The sequence below is a fragment of the Streptomyces sp. NPDC005435 genome (assembly GCF_040703155.1).
Lineage (GTDB): Bacteria > Actinomycetota > Actinomycetes > Streptomycetales > Streptomycetaceae > Streptomyces.
In genome coordinates this window covers 1-15,035 of record NZ_JBEXEQ010000042.1, presented here as the reverse complement: position 1 = coordinate 15,035, position 15,035 = coordinate 1, and the positions used below count along the sequence as shown (strand labels likewise).

The following is a 15,035-nucleotide window of genomic DNA, read 5'->3' as shown; positions in this document are numbered from 1 at the left end:
GCCGCGGCCGCGGCGGGCGCGGAGGCCTGGGCCTCGCCCGCCGCCTTCGGGGGGGGGGGGGCGGGCGGGCCGGCCCCCCCCCGCCCCGCCGCCCACGTACGCCCAAGTACGCCCCGGCGCCCACGAGTTCGCCTGGACACGCGGCAGCGACTCGGCCTCGCCCGGGGACGCTCAGCCCTTCCCCAGGGACCCGAACCGCTCGTCCAGCACGGACAGCCGGCGCCAGTACTCGTCCTCGTCGATCTCGCCGGAGGCAAACCGACGGCCGAGCACCGCGAGCGGTGAGTCGCCCATGGGGCGCCCGGAGTCCAGCGACCGCCAGGGGGCACCCCGGCCACGCCGGGCCGTACGCCGCAGCACGGTGACGACTCCCGCCACCGCGGCCGCCCAGATCAGCGGGAAGAACAGTATCCAGGGGCCGGGTCCGCCGCCGTTCCAGTTCGCCAGGGTCTCCATCGCGGGTTCATCTCCTCGGTCGGGCATGCATCGGTGATGCTCCGAGACTCCCTCCGTGAAGGGGTCCGGGTCGTCGTGCGGGGGGCGGCAGTGCGCGTACGACGCCGGGAGTACGGCCCCTGACACCGCGCTCGGCCCCGCTGCAACCCGGCCGACCCGGCCCTCTGTACCTATCAGTATGTACAGTGGGCGCATGAGCACCTCCGAGCGTCTGATCGAGTCCACCCGCGAGCTGTTGTGGGAGCGCGGCTACGTCGGTACGAGCCCCAAGGCGATCCTGGAGCGTTCGGGGGCCGGGCAGGGCAGCATGTACCACCACTTCCGGGGCAAGCAGGATCTCGCCCTGGCCGCGATCCGCCGGTCCGCCGACGAGCTGGGCGCCGCCGCCGAGCGGATCTTCGACGGCCCGGGGACGCCGTACGAGCGGATCGAGGCGTATCTGCTGCGCGAGCGCGACGTGTTGCGCGGCTGCCCGGTCGGGCGGCTGACCATGGACCCCGAGGTGATCGCCAGCGACGAGCTGCGCGCCCCGGTGGACGAGGTGATCGCGCGGATTCGCGGGCGGATCGCGGAACTGGTCGAAGAGGGCAAACGGCAGGGGCGGTTCGCGGCTGCGCTGGACGGCGCGGAGATCGGCGCCGCCGTGCTCGCGACCGTGCAGGGCGGCTATGTCCTGGCGCGGGCCTCCGGTTCCCCCGAGGCGTTCGACGCCGGCGTGCGCGGCCTGCTGTCCCTGCTCGCTCCGCCGACTTCCGCCACCGGTAAGTGACTTGTCGCCGGCCCATCGAGAGGCTCCGCCCATGCACGCCCTCCAGTACGAAGTCACCCTCCCCGCCGACTACGACATGGGGGTGATCCGCGACCGTGTCGACCGGCTCGGGCATCTGCTGGACGACTGGGACGGGCTCGGCGTCAAGGCGTATCTGGTGCGTGAACGCGGCCGGTACGGCTCGCCGGTCAACCAGTACGCGCCCTTCTACCTCTGGAACACGTTCGCCGGCATGAACCGTTTCCTGTGGGGCGGCGGTTTCCAGGGGCTCTCGGACGACTTCGGGCGGCCGCCGGTGCGGCAGTGGACGGGCCTCGCCTGCGAGCGCGGTTCCGCCTCCCCCGCCTCCGCAGCGTTCGCGGTCCGGCACCGGCAACCGGTGCCGGAGGGCGTGGAGTTGGGCGCGTTCATGGAGGAGGCGGTGGCCGGGGCGGCACGGCTCGCGGGCGAGGAGGGTGCCGTGCTGGCGGCGGCCGCCGTGGACGCGCACCGCTGGGAGCTGACGCACTTCTCGCTGTGGGACCACGAATCCCCCCAGGCGGCAGGGGACTTGTACCAGGTACGGCACCTGTCCGCACCCGGGCTGGACCGGCTCCCGCACGGCAGGCAGTGGTAGCCACGAGATTGACGGGGCGTCAGATGTTCGGCTGATGAAGCGTCAGCCGAGCGTGCCCAGGGGGTCGTCCAGCACCGGCTGCCAGGCGAGTTCGGCCGCGCCGACCAGGCTGTCGTGGTCCAGGGTGCACGGCAGGATGGGCACGCCACCGCTCTGACCGCCCCACAGGCTGCGCTCGGCGACCACCGCGCACAGCCGGTCGGGGTCGGCCTCGAGGAGGGTGCGGTGCAGGCCGCCGAGGATGATGCGGTCGGGGTTGAGGATGTTGACCAGCCCGGCGAGTCCCAGGCCCAGGCGGTCGATCAGGGTCTCGGCGGCGCGGCGTACGGCCGGTTCGTCGTAGCGGGTGCGCAGCAGGTCGGTCGCCTGCTGGAGCAGGGAGACCTCGGGGCCCGGGTCGAGTCCCGCCTCGACCAGCAGGGCCAGCGGGTCGGCCTCGACGTCGAGGCAGCCCCGGCTGCCGCAGTGGCAGGGGCGGCCCTCGGGGTTGACGGTGAGGTGTCCGACCTCCAGGGCGAGGCCCGAACTGCCGGTGTGCAGGCGGCCGTCGAGGACCAGCGCGCCGCCGACGCCCCGGTGTCCGGTGGCCACGCACAGCAGATCGCGGGCGCCCCGCCCGGCGCCGTGCCGGTGCTCGGCGAGGGCGGCGAGGTTGACGTCGTTGCCCGCGAAGGCGGGGCCGGTGATGCCCGCGGCGCGCACGCACTCCACGAAGATGCGGCGCACCGGCTCGCCCACGGGCCAGGCCAGGTGCAGCGGGTTGAGGGCGAGACCGTCGGGTTCAGCGACGGCGGAGGGCACGGCGAGTCCGGCGCCCACGCAGCGGCGGCCGGTCGCGCGCAGCAGCTCGGCGCCCGCCTCGACGACGGCGCCGAGCACCTTGGCCGGGTCGGCGTCGACGGTCTCGCAGCCGGGTGTGGTGGCCACGATCCGGCCGCCGAGGCCGACCAGCGCGGCCCGGAAGCCGTCGGCGTGGATCTGCGCCGCGAGCGCGACCGGGCCGTCCTCCGCGACCGCGAGCCGGTGCGAGGGGCGTCCTTGCGAACCGGAGCCCGCGGCGGGCCGCGCGTCCACCCGGATGAGGCCCAGCGCCTCCAGTTCGGCCGCGACGGCGCCGGCCGTGGCGCGGGTGACGCCCAGCTCGGCGGTGAGGACGGCACGGGTCGGCGCCCGGCCCGTGTGCACCAGTTCCAGCGCGGGGCCGAGGGCGCCGCGCCCACGGTCCAGGCGCGCTCTCGTGGTGGTCTCTTCCCCCGCCTTCCGGGGCTCCGCCATGCCGCTCATGAGGGCGAGTCTCCCATGATCCGGGCCGCTCGTGGCGGGGTGTGCTCACCCGGCGGACGACGCGAGTCCACTCACCCGCAGGGTGACGTTCAGCCGCCCGGTGAGCCCCAGCGCGGGAGGTGCCGTACCGGGCCGTACGCGCGGCACGCCGTGGTACGCGAGCCGGGAGGGGCCGCCGAAGACGAACAGGTCGCCGCCGCACAGTTCCAGGTCGGTCCAGGGCCGGTTCCGGGTCTCGGTGTTGCCGAAGCGGAACACGCAGGTGTCGCCGAGGCTCAGCGACACCACGGGCGCGTCCGAGCGCTCGTCGGCGTCGCGGTGCATGCCCATGCGGGCGTCCGCGTCGTAGAAGTTGATCAGCGCGATGTCGTACGGCTCCCCGGGGAGCGCGTCCGGGCCGAGCGCGTCGGTGACCGCGCGCCGGGCCAGGGCGTCCAGCCAGGGCGGGAAGGGCTTGACCGGGGAGCCGTCGCCGTCGACCGCCGTGGGGGCGTAGCCGTACGGGTACCAGTGGCGGCCGAGGCAGACCTGCCGGGCGGTCATCGTGCCGCCGCCGGGGGTGTGGACCGTGCGCAGTCCGGCCGGTGGGCGTGCCCACGCGCGGCAGGCGGCCAGGAGCGCGCGCTGCTCGTCCGCGTCCAGCCAGTCCGGGACGTGCACGGCGCCCGGGGCGGGGGCGGTCCGCTCGCGGGGGAACAGTTCCGCGTCCATGCGCCCCATCCTGCCCGACGACCGCCCGACCGGTCCTGAGCTGCGGCTCGGCTAGCCTGGGGAGCGATGAACGACCGTATGACGACTCCGTGGGGCGAGCTGGACCTGTCCCGCTTCCCCGAAGACCCCCGCGACCGGCTGCGTGCCTGGGACGCCTCCGACGCCTATCTGCTGCGGCATCTGGCCGGGGAAGGGGTGGACCTGTCGGGCGAGGTCGTCGTCCTGGGCGACCGCTGGGGCGCGCTGGCCACGGCGCTCGCCCCGCACCGGCCCGCGCAGATCACCGACTCCCATCTGGGCCAGGAGGCGACCCGCGCGAACCTGGCGCGGGCGGGTGTCGAGCCCGGCGCGGTGCGGCTGCTGACCACGCAGGACCCGGTGCCGGAGCGGGTGGACGTGCTGCTCGTGCGCGTGCCGAAGAGCCTGGCGCTCCTGGAGGACCAGCTCCACCGGCTGGCCCCGGCCGTGCACGCGGGGACGGTGATCATCGGCACCGGCATGGTGAAGGAGATCCACACCTCCACGCTCCAGCTGTTCGAGCGGATTCTGGGGCCGACGCGCACCTCGCTGGCCGAGCAGAAGGCCCGGCTGATCTTCTGCACCCCCGATCCGTCCCTCGCGCGGCCCGCGAACCCGTGGCCGTACGAGTACGCGCTGGAGGAGGGCATCGGCGTGGCCTCCGGGCGGCCCGTCGTCAACCACGCGGGTGTGTTCTGCGCCGACCGGCTCGACATCGGCACCCGGTTCTTCCTCGGGCACCTGCCGGCTCCGCGCGGCCGCCGGGTGGTGGACCTGGGCTGCGGCAACGGCGTGGTGGGTACGGCGATGGCACTGGCCGACCCGGCAGCCGAAGTGCTGTTCGTGGACGAGTCGTTCCAGGCGGCCGCGTCGGCGGAGGCCACCTACAAGGCCAACGGGGTGCCGGGGCATGCGGAGTTCCGGGTCGGGGACGGGCTCGCCGGGGTGGCGCCGGGCAGCGTGGACCTCGTGCTGAACAACCCGCCGTTCCACTCCCACCAGGCCACGACGGACTCGACGGCGTGGCGGATGTTCACCGGTGCCAAGCGCGCGCTGCGGCCGGGCGGTGAGCTGTGGGTGGTCGGCAACCGGCATCTGGGCTACCACGTGAAGCTGAAGCGGCTGTTCGGGAACTGCGAACTGGTCGCGAGCGACCCGAAGTTCGTGGTGCTGAAGGCCGTCAAGAAGAGCTAGTGGCCGCTGCGCCGAGGACGCCGATGATCCGGGCGGCCTCGGCGGCCATCGCCTCCCGGCCCGCTCGGAGGTAACCCCGGGAGTCGACGGCGTCGGGGCGTTCGGCGAGGTGCCGCCGGACGGCTGCGGTCAGGGCCGCGTTGAGCGCGGTGCCGACGTTGACCTTGCCGATGCCGCCCGCGACCGCGCGGGCCAGCGCGTCGTCCGGCACTCCGGATGAGCCGTGCAGGACGAGCGGGACGGGCAGCGTGGCGGAGAGCCGGCGCAGCAGCGTCTGGTCGAGGGTGGCGGTGCGGGTGGTCATGGCGTGCGCGCTGCCGATGGCGACGGCGAGGGCGTCCACTCCCGTGTCCGCGACGAACTCGTAGGCCTGGTCGGGATCGGTACGGGCGCCCGGTGCGTGCGCGTCCAGCGGCGGGCGTCCGCCCTTGCCGCCGATCTGCCCCAACTCCGCCTCGATCCACAGCCCTTGAGCGTGCGCCCAGGCGGCCGTGGCGCGCGTGGCGGCGAGGTTGTCGGCGTAGGGCAGCCCTGCGGCGTCGTACATCACCGAGCTGAATCCGGCCTCCGGCGCCTGGCGCAGCAGGTCGTCGCTCTGTACGTGGTCGAGGTGCAACGCGACGGGTACGGCGGCGTGTTCGGCTGCGGTGCGGGCGGCGCGGGCCAGCGGCAGCAGGCCTCCCGTGCGGAACTTGACGGTGTTCTCGCTGACTTGGAGGACCACGGGTGCCCGTGCGGTCTCGGCGCCGGTGACAACGGCCTCGATGTGTTCCAGGGTGACGATGTTGAAGGCGGCGACGGCGGAGCCGGAGCGGGCCGCCCGGGTGACCAGGTCGCCGGTGGTGGCGAGGGGCACGGTGTCTCCCTTCCGGGTGGTGTTTCCCTTCCGGTGCCGGATCAGGGGGTGAGGATCACCGAGCGGGTGAGGTGGCGCGGCCGGTCGGGGTCGAGGTCCCGGAGGGCGGCGACGGCGAGGGCGAGCCGCTGGGCGCGGACGAGTTCGGCGAGCGGGTCGAGGGTGCCCCCGATCCAGCGGGCACCGGTGGCCCGGACCTGTGCGGCCAGCCCCTCGGGAGCCGGGCCGAACATCCAGGTGGCGGTGGCTTCGGAGCTGATGCTGATCGGCCCGTGCCGGTACTCCATCGCCGGGTACGCCTCGGTCCAGGACAGCGAGGCCTCGCGCATCTTGAGCGCGGCCTCCTGGGCCAGTCCGGTGGTCCAGCCCCGGCCGAGGAAGGTGAACTCCGCGCAGTGCGCGAGGCCTTCGGGCAGCGGGGTGCCGAGCGCGGTGTGGGCGTCGGCGACGACGGCCGGGGTGTGCAGACCGAGGTGGGCGCGCAGGAGGGTGAGCGCGGTGGTGGCGAACCGGGTCTGCACGACGGAGCGTTCGTCGGCGTAGTCGAGGACGATCAGGTCGTCGGCGGCTTCCTTGACGGGGGTGGCGGGGTCGGCGGTGAGCGCGGTGGTCGGCGTACTCAACTCGGCGAGGAGATCCAGTACTTCCGTGGTGGTGCCGGAGCGGGTGAGGGCGAGGACGCGGTCGTAGGAGCGTCCGCGCGGGAATTCGGAGGCGGGGAAGGCGTCCGTCTCGCCGTGGCCGGCCGCCTCGCGCAGGGCGGCCGCGGCCTGGGCCATGTAGTACGAGGTGCCGCAGCCGGTGATCGCGACCCGCTCCCCCGGTGCGGGCAACGCGTCGGCGTGGCGGGCCACTTCGGCGGCCGCGCGGGTCCAGCACTCGGGCTGGCTGTTCAGCTCGTGCTCGGCATGGCTCATGCCACGTCCTCCCCGTTGCTGATCGCTCCCGACGGTACAGCGGGCGTTCACGCGCCTTCAAGGAGTGTGCGTCCGGTCCGGCGGGAGGACTCGCTCAGCCGAGCCAGCCCGGCCGGACGAGCCCGGACTCGTAGGCGAGGACGACGAGTTGGGCGCGGTCGCGGGCGCCGAGCTTCACCATGGCGCGGCTGACGTGGGTCTTGGCGGTGAGCGGGCTGACCACCAGGCGGCGGGCGATCTCCTCGTTGGACAGGCCGATGCCGACCAGCGCCATCACCTCGCGCTCCCGGTCGGTGAGCCGGGCGAGGGCGTCGGCGGCGGCCGGTTCCTTGGAGCGGGCGGCGAACTCCGCGATCAGCCGACGCGTGACGCCGGGTGACAGCAGGGCGTCCCCGTCGACCACGGCCCGTACCGCGCGCACGAGTTCGTCCGGCTCGGTGTCCTTGACGAGGAAGCCGGAAGCGCCGGAGCGGATGGCCTCGAAGACGTACTCGTCGAGTTCGAAGGTGGTCAGCATGATCACCTTCACGTCGGCGAGGGCGGGGTCCTCGGTGATGCGCCGGGTCGCGGCGAGGCCGTCCAGCACGGGCATCCGGATGTCCATCAGGACGACGTCGGGCCGCAGTTCGCGCACCTGGCGCAACGCCTCCGCGCCGTCGGCCGCCTCCCCGGCGATCGCGATGTCCGGCTGTGCGCCGAGCAGCGCGCCGAACCCGGCCCGGACCAGCGACTGGTCGTCCGCGAGCAGCACCCGGATCACCGCGCCTCCCCGGTCCGCGCGGGCAGGACGGCGAGCACGCGGAAGCCGCCGTCGGCGCGTGGTCCGGCCTCGATGGTGCCGCCGAGCGCGGCGGCGCGCTCGCGCATCCCGGCGAGGCCGTTGCCGGTGCCGCCCGCGTCGGCGCCGGTGGCGGGGCCGTCGTCGTCCACGGTGAGGCGCAGGCCGTCGGCGCCCTGCTCGAAACGTACGCGCGCGTGCCGGGAGCCCGAGTGGCGTACGACGTTGGTGAGGGCTTCCTGGAGGATGCGGAAGGCGGCCAGGTCGGCGCCGGGCGGCAGGCTCGGGGGCTCGCCCCGGACCTCGACGGTGAGTCCGGCGGCGGCCGCCTGCTCGACCAGTTCGGGGAGCCGGTCCAGGCCGGGAGCGGGGGCGCGCGGGGCGGCGCCGGGGGCGCGCAGGGTGTCGAGGACCTGGCGCATCTCGCCGAGCGCCTCCTTGCTCGCGGCCCGGATGGTGGTGAGCGCGGTGCGGGCCTGTTCGGGGTCCTGGTCGAGGAGCGCGAGGCCCATGCCGGCCTGGACGTTGATGACGGAGATGCTGTGCGCGAGCACGTCGTGCAGTTCGCGGGCGATCCGCAGCCGTTCCTCGTCCGCGCGGCGCTGGGCGGCGCGGGCGCGGTCCGCGCGTTCGCGGGCCCACTGTTCGCGCCGGACCCGGGCCAGCTCGGCCACGGCGACCACGGCCGCGACCCAGGTGGCGGCGACGATCTCCTGACCGGCGCTCGGGCCCGAGTCCCCGGCCGGCGGGAGGAAGCGGTAGAGCCAGAGCGCGATCAGCAGATGGCCCGCCCAGAGCAGGCCGAGCGCGGCCCACGCGGCACGCCGGTGCCCGGCCACGACCGCGCTGAAGCAGCCGACGGCGACGGTGAGGAACACCGGCCCGTAGGGGTAGCCCGCCGCCAGATAAGCCAGGGTGAGGACGGACGTGGCGAAGGCGACGGCCACCGGGTGGCGACGCCGCCACAGCAGGGCCACCGAGGCGGCGACCAGCAGCACGCGCCCGGCGAGGTCCGGCGCCTCCCGGTGCGGCTGGGCGTGCGCGGCGAAGGCCGATCCGGCGAGCACGACGGTGGTGATCAGCGCGGTGGAGAGCCAGGGCCACCGGGCGGCACGGTCAGGCGACTCCGGGGCGCCGTCGGTCCGGTGCCACCAGGGCGGTCCGTACCGCCACCACCCGGGTCCGTGCTGCTCTTCCATGCCTGCCACGCTAGACGCCGCCGGGGTGCGGGGGCGTCGGCCGGGCGTGGTGATCACGCGTACTCCCCGCGGAGTACGTGAGACCGGGCCGAGGGACCTCACGCCCCCGTCAGCCCCACGCTCTCCCCCAGCCGCCCCGCCGCGTACCGGAAGAGTTCCGCGCGGTCGGTCACCATCCTGTTGAACTGCCCGAACACCTCGAATCCGACCAGCCCGAACAGCTCGGACCAGGCGGCCACCATGGCGGGCGCGGCCTCGGGCGGCAGGGCCGGGGAGATGTCCGCGGTGAGGCGCTCGGCCTCGGCGCGCAGCTCGGCGGGCAGGGGCGGGAGCGCGCGGCCGGTGCCGTCCCGGTGGGCGTCGCCGACGATGCCGACGAGGAGCAGTCCGACGCGGGCGGCGGAGGGCACGGTGGTCGGGGGCGCGGCGTAGCCGGGCACGGGTGAGCCGTAGATGAGCGCGTACTCGTGGGGGTGGCCGAGCGCCCAGGCGCGTACCGCCTCGCAGACGGTGGTCCAGCGGCGCAGCGGGGCCGTGCCGTCCGGGAGGGCCGCGTGGGCGGTCTCGGCGGCCTCGCCGAGGGAGTCGTAGGCGTCGATGATGAGCGCGGTGAGGAGGTCGTCGCGGCTCGGGAAGTAGCGGTAGAGCGCGGAGGACACCATCCCCAGCTCGCGCGCCACCGCCCGCAGGGAGAGCTTGGCGGCGCCCTCGGCCGCGAGCTGTCTGCGGGCCTCGTCCTTGATGGCCGCGGTGACCTCGGTCCTGGCCCGCGCGCGGGCGCCCTGTGTGGTGCTCATACGACGAGTCTGCCATGGAACGAGAGCGGCGCCCACAAAAGAGAGCACTGCTCTTGCGCGAGAGCACCGCTCTGGGCACACTGGAGGAAAGCGAGAGCACCGCTCTCCCACAGCATGGGGGTCCTCATGTCGTCTTCGCCGTCGCCGTACTACGTCCAGGGCAGCCCGATGGCCGTCCGCTTCAACAACCTCGTCGGCCGGCTCGCCCGGCTCGGGATCAGCTTCGCGGGCAGCGCCGAGCTGTCGGTGCGGGGCCGCAAGAGCGGGGTGATGCAGCGCGTCCCGGTCAATCCGCACACCCACGAGGGCGGGCAGTACCTGGTCTCCGCGCGCGGCCACTCCCAGTGGGTGCGCAACATGCGCGCGGCGGGCGGCGGGGAGCTGCGGGTCGGCCGCAAGGTGCGGACGTTCACGGCGGTGGAGCTGCCGGACGCCGAAAAGCCGGCCGTCATACGGACCTACCTGGAGCGCTGGGGCTGGCAGGTAGACGCGTTCTTCGCGGGCGTGACCGCCAAGTCCTCCGACGCGGAGATCCTGGCGGCCGCCCCCGACCATCCGGTGTTCCGGATCACCGTCGCGGACTGACGGTGACCTCGGCGGCGCCCCCGGTGCCTTTGGCGCCCTCGGCGCCCGTCACGAGTCGACGAGGTCCTCGTCCGCCTCCGTCACGGCCGCCGCGTGCCCCCGGTCGAGCAGGGCGATCGTGCGCTGGGCGAGCGGGCGGGACCTGACCATCTCGCCGAGCGAGGACGCGCCGCTGGTGATGTCCCGGAACGCCTTCCAGGCGGGGCGGAAGCCGGTCAGGGCGGCGTGGAAGAGGCCGGGACGGCGTTCGAAGGCGGCCAGCAGCCGCTTGCCGACGCTCATCTCCACCCCGAGGCCCGCCTTGACGGCGAAGGCGTAGTTGAGGGCCTGGCGGCGGGTGTCCACCGCGTCGTGGGCCTCGGCGATGCGCACCGCCCACTCCCCCGCGAGCCGGCCCGAGCGCAGCGCGAAGGAGATGCCCTCGCGGGTCCAGGGCTCAAGCAGCCCCGCCGCGTCGCCGCAGACCAGCACCCGGCCGCGGGAGAGCGGGGAGTCCTCGGCGCGGCAGCGGGTCAAGTGCCCGGAGGAGACGCTCGGTTCGAACCCGGCGAGGCCGAGGCGGGCGACGAAGTCCTCCAAGTACCGCTTGGTGGCCGCGCCTTCACCACGCCGCGAGATCACGCCGACGGTCAGGGTGTCGCCCTTGGGGAAGACCCAGCCGTAACTGCCGGGCAGCGGGCCCCAGTCGAGGAGCACCCGGCCCTTCCAGTCCTCGGCGACGGTGTCGGGCACCGGGATCTCCATCTCAAGACCGAGGTCGACCTGGTCCATCTTGACGCCGACGTGGGCCCCTATCCGGCTGGCGCTGCCGTCGGCGCCGACGACCGCGTGGGCCAGCACCGTCTCGCCGCCCTGGAGCACCACGGCGACCGTGCGCCGGTCCGGGACCGCCGAGCCGTGCTGCTCGACGCGCTGCACGGTGGCGCCGGTGCGCAGTTCGGCGCCGGCCTTCTGCGCGTGCTCGACCAGCTGCTGGTCGAACTCGGGCCGGTTGATGAGCCCGAACAGCGTCTGCTTGGAGCGCCGGGTGCGGGTGAAGCGGCCGTCGTGCGAGAACGTGACCGCGTGCACCCGGTCCTTCAGGGGCAGTTCGAAGCCGGGGGGCAGCGCGTCGCGCGAGGGGCCGATGATGCCGCCGCCGCAGGTCTTGTAACGGGGCAGTTCGGCCTTCTCCAGCAGAAGGACGCGCCGTCCCGCGACCGCCGCCGCGTAGGCGGCCGAGGCCCCCGCGGGTCCCGCGCCCACCACGACGACGTCCCAGACCCGCTGCACGTCGTCCGCCGAAGAGTTCTCGCCGCTCACGATGGTCTACCGCTCCGATCCAGCCGATGCCGCTCTCCCGGGCTCCCGGCCGCACCGGAGCGGGGAACCCCTGTCATCCGGCATCCTACGGCGATCACGGCCGAGGCCCACTGTGGGAGGATCGGGGGTATCCCAGCAGTTCAACGTCGCGTCACCGCGTCGCACCCACGAGGAGCGTGCCCCATGCCGTCGAATCCGGTCGCCGAGACCGTCGCCTCGCTCATGCCCCGCGCCAAGGCGGAGCTGACCGAGCTGGTTGCCTTCAAGTCGGTGGCGGACTTCGCGCAGTTCCCCAGGAGCGAGAGCGAGGGCGCCGCGAACTGGATCGCGGACGCGCTGCGCGCCGAGGGCTTCACCGACGTGGCCCTGCTCGACACCCCGGACGGCACCCAGTCGGTCTACGGCTATCTGCCCGGCCCCGAGGGCGCGAAGACCGTGCTCCTCTACGCGCACTACGACGTGCAGCCGCCGCTGGACGAGTCCGCGTGGACGACTCCGCCGTTCGAGCTGACCGAGCGGAACGGCCGCTGGTACGGGCGCGGCAGCGCCGACTGCAAGGGCGGCCTGATCATGCACCTGCTGGCGCTGCGCGCCCTCAAGGCGGACGGCGGTGTCCCGGTCTCCGTCAAGGTGATCGTGGAGGGCTCGGAGGAGCAGGGCACCGGCGGTCTGGAGCGCTACGCCGAGCAGCACCCCGAGCTGCTCGCGGCCGACGCCATCGTCATCGGCGACGCGGGCAACTTCCGTGTCGGTCTGCCGACCGTGACCAGCACCCTGCGCGGCATGACCCTGGTCCGCGTCCAGGTGGACACCCTCGCCGGGAACCTGCACTCGGGCCAGTTCGGCGGCGCCGCCCCGGACGCGCTCGCCGCGCTGATCCGGGTCCTGGACTCGCTGCGCGCCGAGGACGGTTCGACCACGGTGGACGGGCTCGCGGCCGCCGAGCACTGGGACGGCCTGGAGTACACCGAGGAGCAGTTCCGCTCGGACGCCAAGGTGCTCGACGGGGTCGGTCTGATCGGCGACGGTTCGGTGGCGGACCGCATCTGGGCCCGGCCCGCCGTCACGGTCCTCGGCATCGACTGCCCGCCGGTCGTCGGCGCGACCCCGTCGGTGCAGTCGAGCGCCCGCGCGCTGATCAGCCTCCGGGTGCCGCCGGGCACGGACGCCACCGAAGCGTCCAAGCTGCTCCAGGCCCACCTGGAGACCCGTGTGCCGTGGGGCGCCCGCGTCAGCACCGAGCAGATCGGCAGCGGCCAGCCCTTCCGCGCCGACACCACCAGCCCGGCCTACCAGGCGATGGCCACCGCCATGGCCGCCGCCTACCCGGGCGAGACCATGCAGTACGCGGGCCAGGGCGGCTCCATCCCGCTCTGCAACACCCTCGCCGCCCTCTACCCCGAGGCGGAAATCCTCCTGATCGGCCTCAGCGAGCCCGAGGCCCAGATTCACGCGGTCGACGAGAGCGTGTCCCCCGAGGAACTGGAGCGCCTCTCGATCGCCGAGGCCCTGTTCCTCCAGGAGTACGCGGCAAACTGACCCGCCCTCCGTGACGGCCCCCGGCACCCGACGCCGCCGGGGGCCGTTCCCTTACGCCTACGCCTGGTACAGCCCGCCCGAGCCGTAGGCCCAGAAGACCCTGCGCCCGAGCGTGTTCGCCCGCGTTCCGCTCGCGCAGGCGTCGGACGCCCATCGGATCACCGGGTCCCGCTGCAGCCTCGGGAAGGTGGTCCTGCCCGTAAGGACCTTTCGGGCCAGCGGCGCGTCCGCGACCCGGTCCCGGTCAGGTGGGCGTCTCCAGACCGGTGAGGAGTTGGGCGACGTCGAGTCCGGCGGTGAGGTACTCCTCGAAGATCCGGTTGCCCAGGGCCCAGGGAGACCTCCGGCGCCGGATGAGGGCGATGGCTGCGGCGGGCTCGTGGCCCAGTTCGACAAGCGTCTGTCCGACGAGGAGACCGGAGCGGTTGAGGCCGGCATTGCAGCGGATCAAGGTGCGTTGTCCGGCGCCGACGGCTTGGGCCGCGTGCCGGGCGAGCTGTCGTACGAGGCCGAGCTGCGCGGCGGTCAGGGGTTCGTCGGGGATCTCGGCCACACGGTGGCCGACGTCCGGGGCGGGCCCGTGTCCCGGGGCGGTGAACAGGCTGATCACCAGGTCGAACTCACTGCCCACGACGGCTCGTCGGACGTCACCCGGGCCGGGCGACCAGTAGTGGCCCCCCATCCACAGTCCCGGCACGATCTCGCTCCAGGGCTCCTCCGGCTCGGGATTGCCACGGCTCTTGCTGCGTGTCCTCACCCGGAGCCCCTTCGCCCGCCCTACGCCCGAGTGCGTTCAGCCCACCGGCGTTCCCGCCTCAAGATAGATCGCCGCTCCCCGCTCGCGTGCCCGCAGGGCCCAGCGGAGGCGTTCGTAGCGGACCGGGGGGAGCATGGCGGCGGCCTCGTGTTCGGAGGCGAAGCGCCAGGCGCGGAGTTCGGGGCCGGGGAGGTGGACGCGGGCGGCTTCGGCGGGGTCGAGGCGGCCGCCGTCGAAGAGGAGGCGCAGCCCGCCGTAGCGGGGCGGGTCGGGGCGTTCCCAGTCGACGACGAGCAGCCGGGGCACCTCCCGCAGCCGTATGCCGGTCTCCTCGGCGACCTCGCGCATCCCGGCGCGGGCCGGGGCCTCGCCGGGTTCGACCACGCCACCGGGGAACTCCCAGCCGGGCTTGTAGGTGGGGTCGACCAGGAGCACCTTGTCGTCCTCGTCGAAGAGGAGCACGCCGGCCGCCAGGGTCTCGGCGGTGGGCTCGGGGGTCTGCACGATGTCGCAGGGGCGGGCCGCCCCGCTGCCGACGGCCTCGGTGACGCGCAGGGCGGCCTCGTACGGGGTGAGGGGACCGGTGTCGATCAGGTGGGCGTCGGCGGCGAGCCAGGAGGCGAGGGCGGCGCGGTAGGGCTCGATGTGGTCGTAGGACCACTGGCGCACCCGTATCTCGCCGTCGGGGAGGTCCGGAGGTATCTCGCGGTCGGCTATCCGCGCGCGCAGGATCGTTTCGGCCGGGGCGAGGACCAGGTGGCGCACGGAGATGCGGCGGGCGGCGAGACCGCCGAAGATCTCGTCCCGGTACTCCTGGCGCAGCAGGGTCATCGGCACGACCAGCGTGCCGCCCAGCTCGGCGAGCATCGCGGCCGCCGTGTCGATGACCAGGCGGCGCCAGATCGGCAGGTCCTGGAAGTCGCCGACCTCGGCCAGGTGCTTGGCGGGCAGCAGCCGGGACAGCTCCGCGCCGATGGTCTCGGGGTCGAAGAGCGTGCTGTTCGGGATCAGTTCCATCAGTTCCCGTGCGGTGGTGGTCTTGCCCGCTCCGAACGCGCCGTTGATCCAGACGACGGTCACGGTTCCCCCTCTTCTGTTGGCCCCCTGGGGCTTGCCCGTTCCACCCTGCCACGGAAACCACGCCCAGTTGAGGGCGCACAGCACGGCGCCGGGCGCCCCGGCCCCCGGGGGGGCGCCCCGGGGGGGGGGGGGGACCCCGACCCAGCGGGGGCCCCGGCACGGCGAGGGTCAGATGGG

Annotated in this window: 16 protein-coding genes; 5 read left to right on the top strand and 11 right to left on the bottom strand. The window is 74.1% G+C overall.

All coding sequences use genetic code 11. The annotated features are described in order from the left end of the window. Window positions 1–171: 171 nt before the first annotated feature. A complete protein-coding gene (locus tag AB0898_RS31675; protein WP_366806509.1) occupies window positions 172–456 on the bottom strand; it encodes an SHOCT domain-containing protein in 285 nt (94 codons plus the stop codon). A 178-nt stretch (window positions 457–634) separates the two neighbouring features. Here AB0898_RS31675 and AB0898_RS31670 point away from each other — a divergent pair, with 178 nt between their 5' ends. Both AB0898_RS31670 and AB0898_RS31665 read left to right on the top strand, forming a co-directional pair. Then, window positions 635–1,225 carry a TetR/AcrR family transcriptional regulator gene (locus AB0898_RS31670; RefSeq protein WP_366806508.1) on the top strand — a complete coding sequence of 197 codons (591 nt, stop codon included), beginning with the start codon at window positions 635–637 and terminating at the stop codon, window positions 1,223–1,225. Between the two features lie 31 nt (window positions 1,226–1,256). Further along, entirely contained in the window at window positions 1,257–1,841 is a 585-nt protein-coding gene (locus AB0898_RS31665) for a DUF4865 family protein (protein WP_366806507.1), read from the top strand. A 42-nt stretch (window positions 1,842–1,883) separates the two neighbouring features. Here the strand turns inward: AB0898_RS31665 and AB0898_RS31660 are convergent, their stop codons facing one another. After that, window positions 1,884–3,125 carry an ROK family protein gene (locus AB0898_RS31660; protein WP_366806506.1) on the bottom strand — a complete coding sequence of 414 codons (1,242 nt, stop codon included), beginning with the start codon at window positions 3,123–3,125 and terminating at the stop codon, window positions 1,884–1,886. 45 nt (window positions 3,126–3,170) lie between these two features. Beyond that, window positions 3,171–3,836, bottom strand: coding sequence for an alpha-ketoglutarate-dependent dioxygenase AlkB (locus AB0898_RS31655; RefSeq protein WP_366806505.1), 666 nt, complete (start codon window positions 3,834–3,836; stop codon window positions 3,171–3,173). 78 nt (window positions 3,837–3,914) lie between these two features. Here AB0898_RS31655 and AB0898_RS31650 point away from each other — a divergent pair, with 78 nt between their 5' ends. Next, entirely contained in the window at window positions 3,915–5,048 is a 1,134-nt protein-coding gene (locus AB0898_RS31650; protein ID WP_366806511.1) for a methyltransferase, read from the top strand. Here AB0898_RS31650 and AB0898_RS31645 read toward each other — a convergent pair. From AB0898_RS31645 to AB0898_RS31625, 5 genes are all read right to left on the bottom strand, one after another. After that, complete coding sequence (locus AB0898_RS31645; RefSeq protein WP_366806504.1) at window positions 5,035–5,904, bottom strand: ketose-bisphosphate aldolase; 870 nt, start codon at window positions 5,902–5,904, stop codon at window positions 5,035–5,037. The two genes, AB0898_RS31650 and AB0898_RS31645, sit on opposite strands and share 14 nt — an antisense overlap. Before the next feature lie 41 nt (window positions 5,905–5,945). Continuing rightward, window positions 5,946–6,821: a sugar isomerase gene (locus AB0898_RS31640; protein WP_366806503.1), complete on the bottom strand. Its 876-nt coding sequence runs from the start codon at window positions 6,819–6,821 to the stop codon at window positions 5,946–5,948. 94 nt (window positions 6,822–6,915) lie between these two features. Beyond that, complete coding sequence (locus AB0898_RS31635; protein ID WP_366806502.1) at window positions 6,916–7,581, bottom strand: response regulator transcription factor; 666 nt, start codon at window positions 7,579–7,581, stop codon at window positions 6,916–6,918. Continuing rightward, window positions 7,578–8,798 (bottom strand): sensor histidine kinase, encoded by a 1,221-nt coding sequence (locus AB0898_RS31630; RefSeq protein ID WP_366806501.1) that lies wholly within the window; start codon window positions 8,796–8,798, stop codon window positions 7,578–7,580. The genes AB0898_RS31635 and AB0898_RS31630 overlap by 4 nt, the downstream gene beginning before the upstream one ends. Window positions 8,799–8,896: 98 nt before the next feature. Next, the gene (locus AB0898_RS31625) at window positions 8,897–9,595 is read right to left on the bottom strand and encodes a TetR/AcrR family transcriptional regulator (RefSeq protein ID WP_366806500.1); all 699 of its coding nucleotides are present in this window, start codon (window positions 9,593–9,595) and stop codon (window positions 8,897–8,899) included. Window positions 9,596–9,709: 114 nt separating this feature from the next. Here AB0898_RS31625 and AB0898_RS31620 point away from each other — a divergent pair, with 114 nt between their 5' ends. Further along, window positions 9,710–10,180, top strand: coding sequence for a nitroreductase family deazaflavin-dependent oxidoreductase (locus AB0898_RS31620; protein WP_366806499.1), 471 nt, complete (start codon window positions 9,710–9,712; stop codon window positions 10,178–10,180). Window positions 10,181–10,228: 48 nt separating this feature from the next. On the opposite strand, the gene AB0898_RS31615 is transcribed toward AB0898_RS31620, so the two are convergent. Further along, window positions 10,229–11,482: a geranylgeranyl reductase family protein gene (locus AB0898_RS31615; protein WP_366806498.1), complete on the bottom strand. Its 1,254-nt coding sequence runs from the start codon at window positions 11,480–11,482 to the stop codon at window positions 10,229–10,231. Window positions 11,483–11,665: 183 nt separating this feature from the next. On the opposite strand from AB0898_RS31615, the gene AB0898_RS31610 reads away from it, so the two are divergent. Next, window positions 11,666–13,021 carry a dipeptidase gene (locus AB0898_RS31610; RefSeq protein ID WP_366806497.1) on the top strand — a complete coding sequence of 452 codons (1,356 nt, stop codon included), beginning with the start codon at window positions 11,666–11,668 and terminating at the stop codon, window positions 13,019–13,021. Between the two features lie 244 nt (window positions 13,022–13,265). Here the strand turns inward: AB0898_RS31610 and AB0898_RS31605 are convergent, their stop codons facing one another. Both AB0898_RS31605 and AB0898_RS31600 read right to left on the bottom strand, forming a co-directional pair. After that, window positions 13,266–13,778 (bottom strand): protein phosphatase, encoded by a 513-nt coding sequence (locus AB0898_RS31605; RefSeq protein WP_366806496.1) that lies wholly within the window; start codon window positions 13,776–13,778, stop codon window positions 13,266–13,268. A 36-nt stretch (window positions 13,779–13,814) separates the two neighbouring features. Then, complete coding sequence (locus AB0898_RS31600) at window positions 13,815–14,858, bottom strand: NUDIX domain-containing protein (protein WP_366806495.1); 1,044 nt, start codon at window positions 14,856–14,858, stop codon at window positions 13,815–13,817. Between the last annotated feature and the right edge of the window lie 177 nt (window positions 14,859–15,035).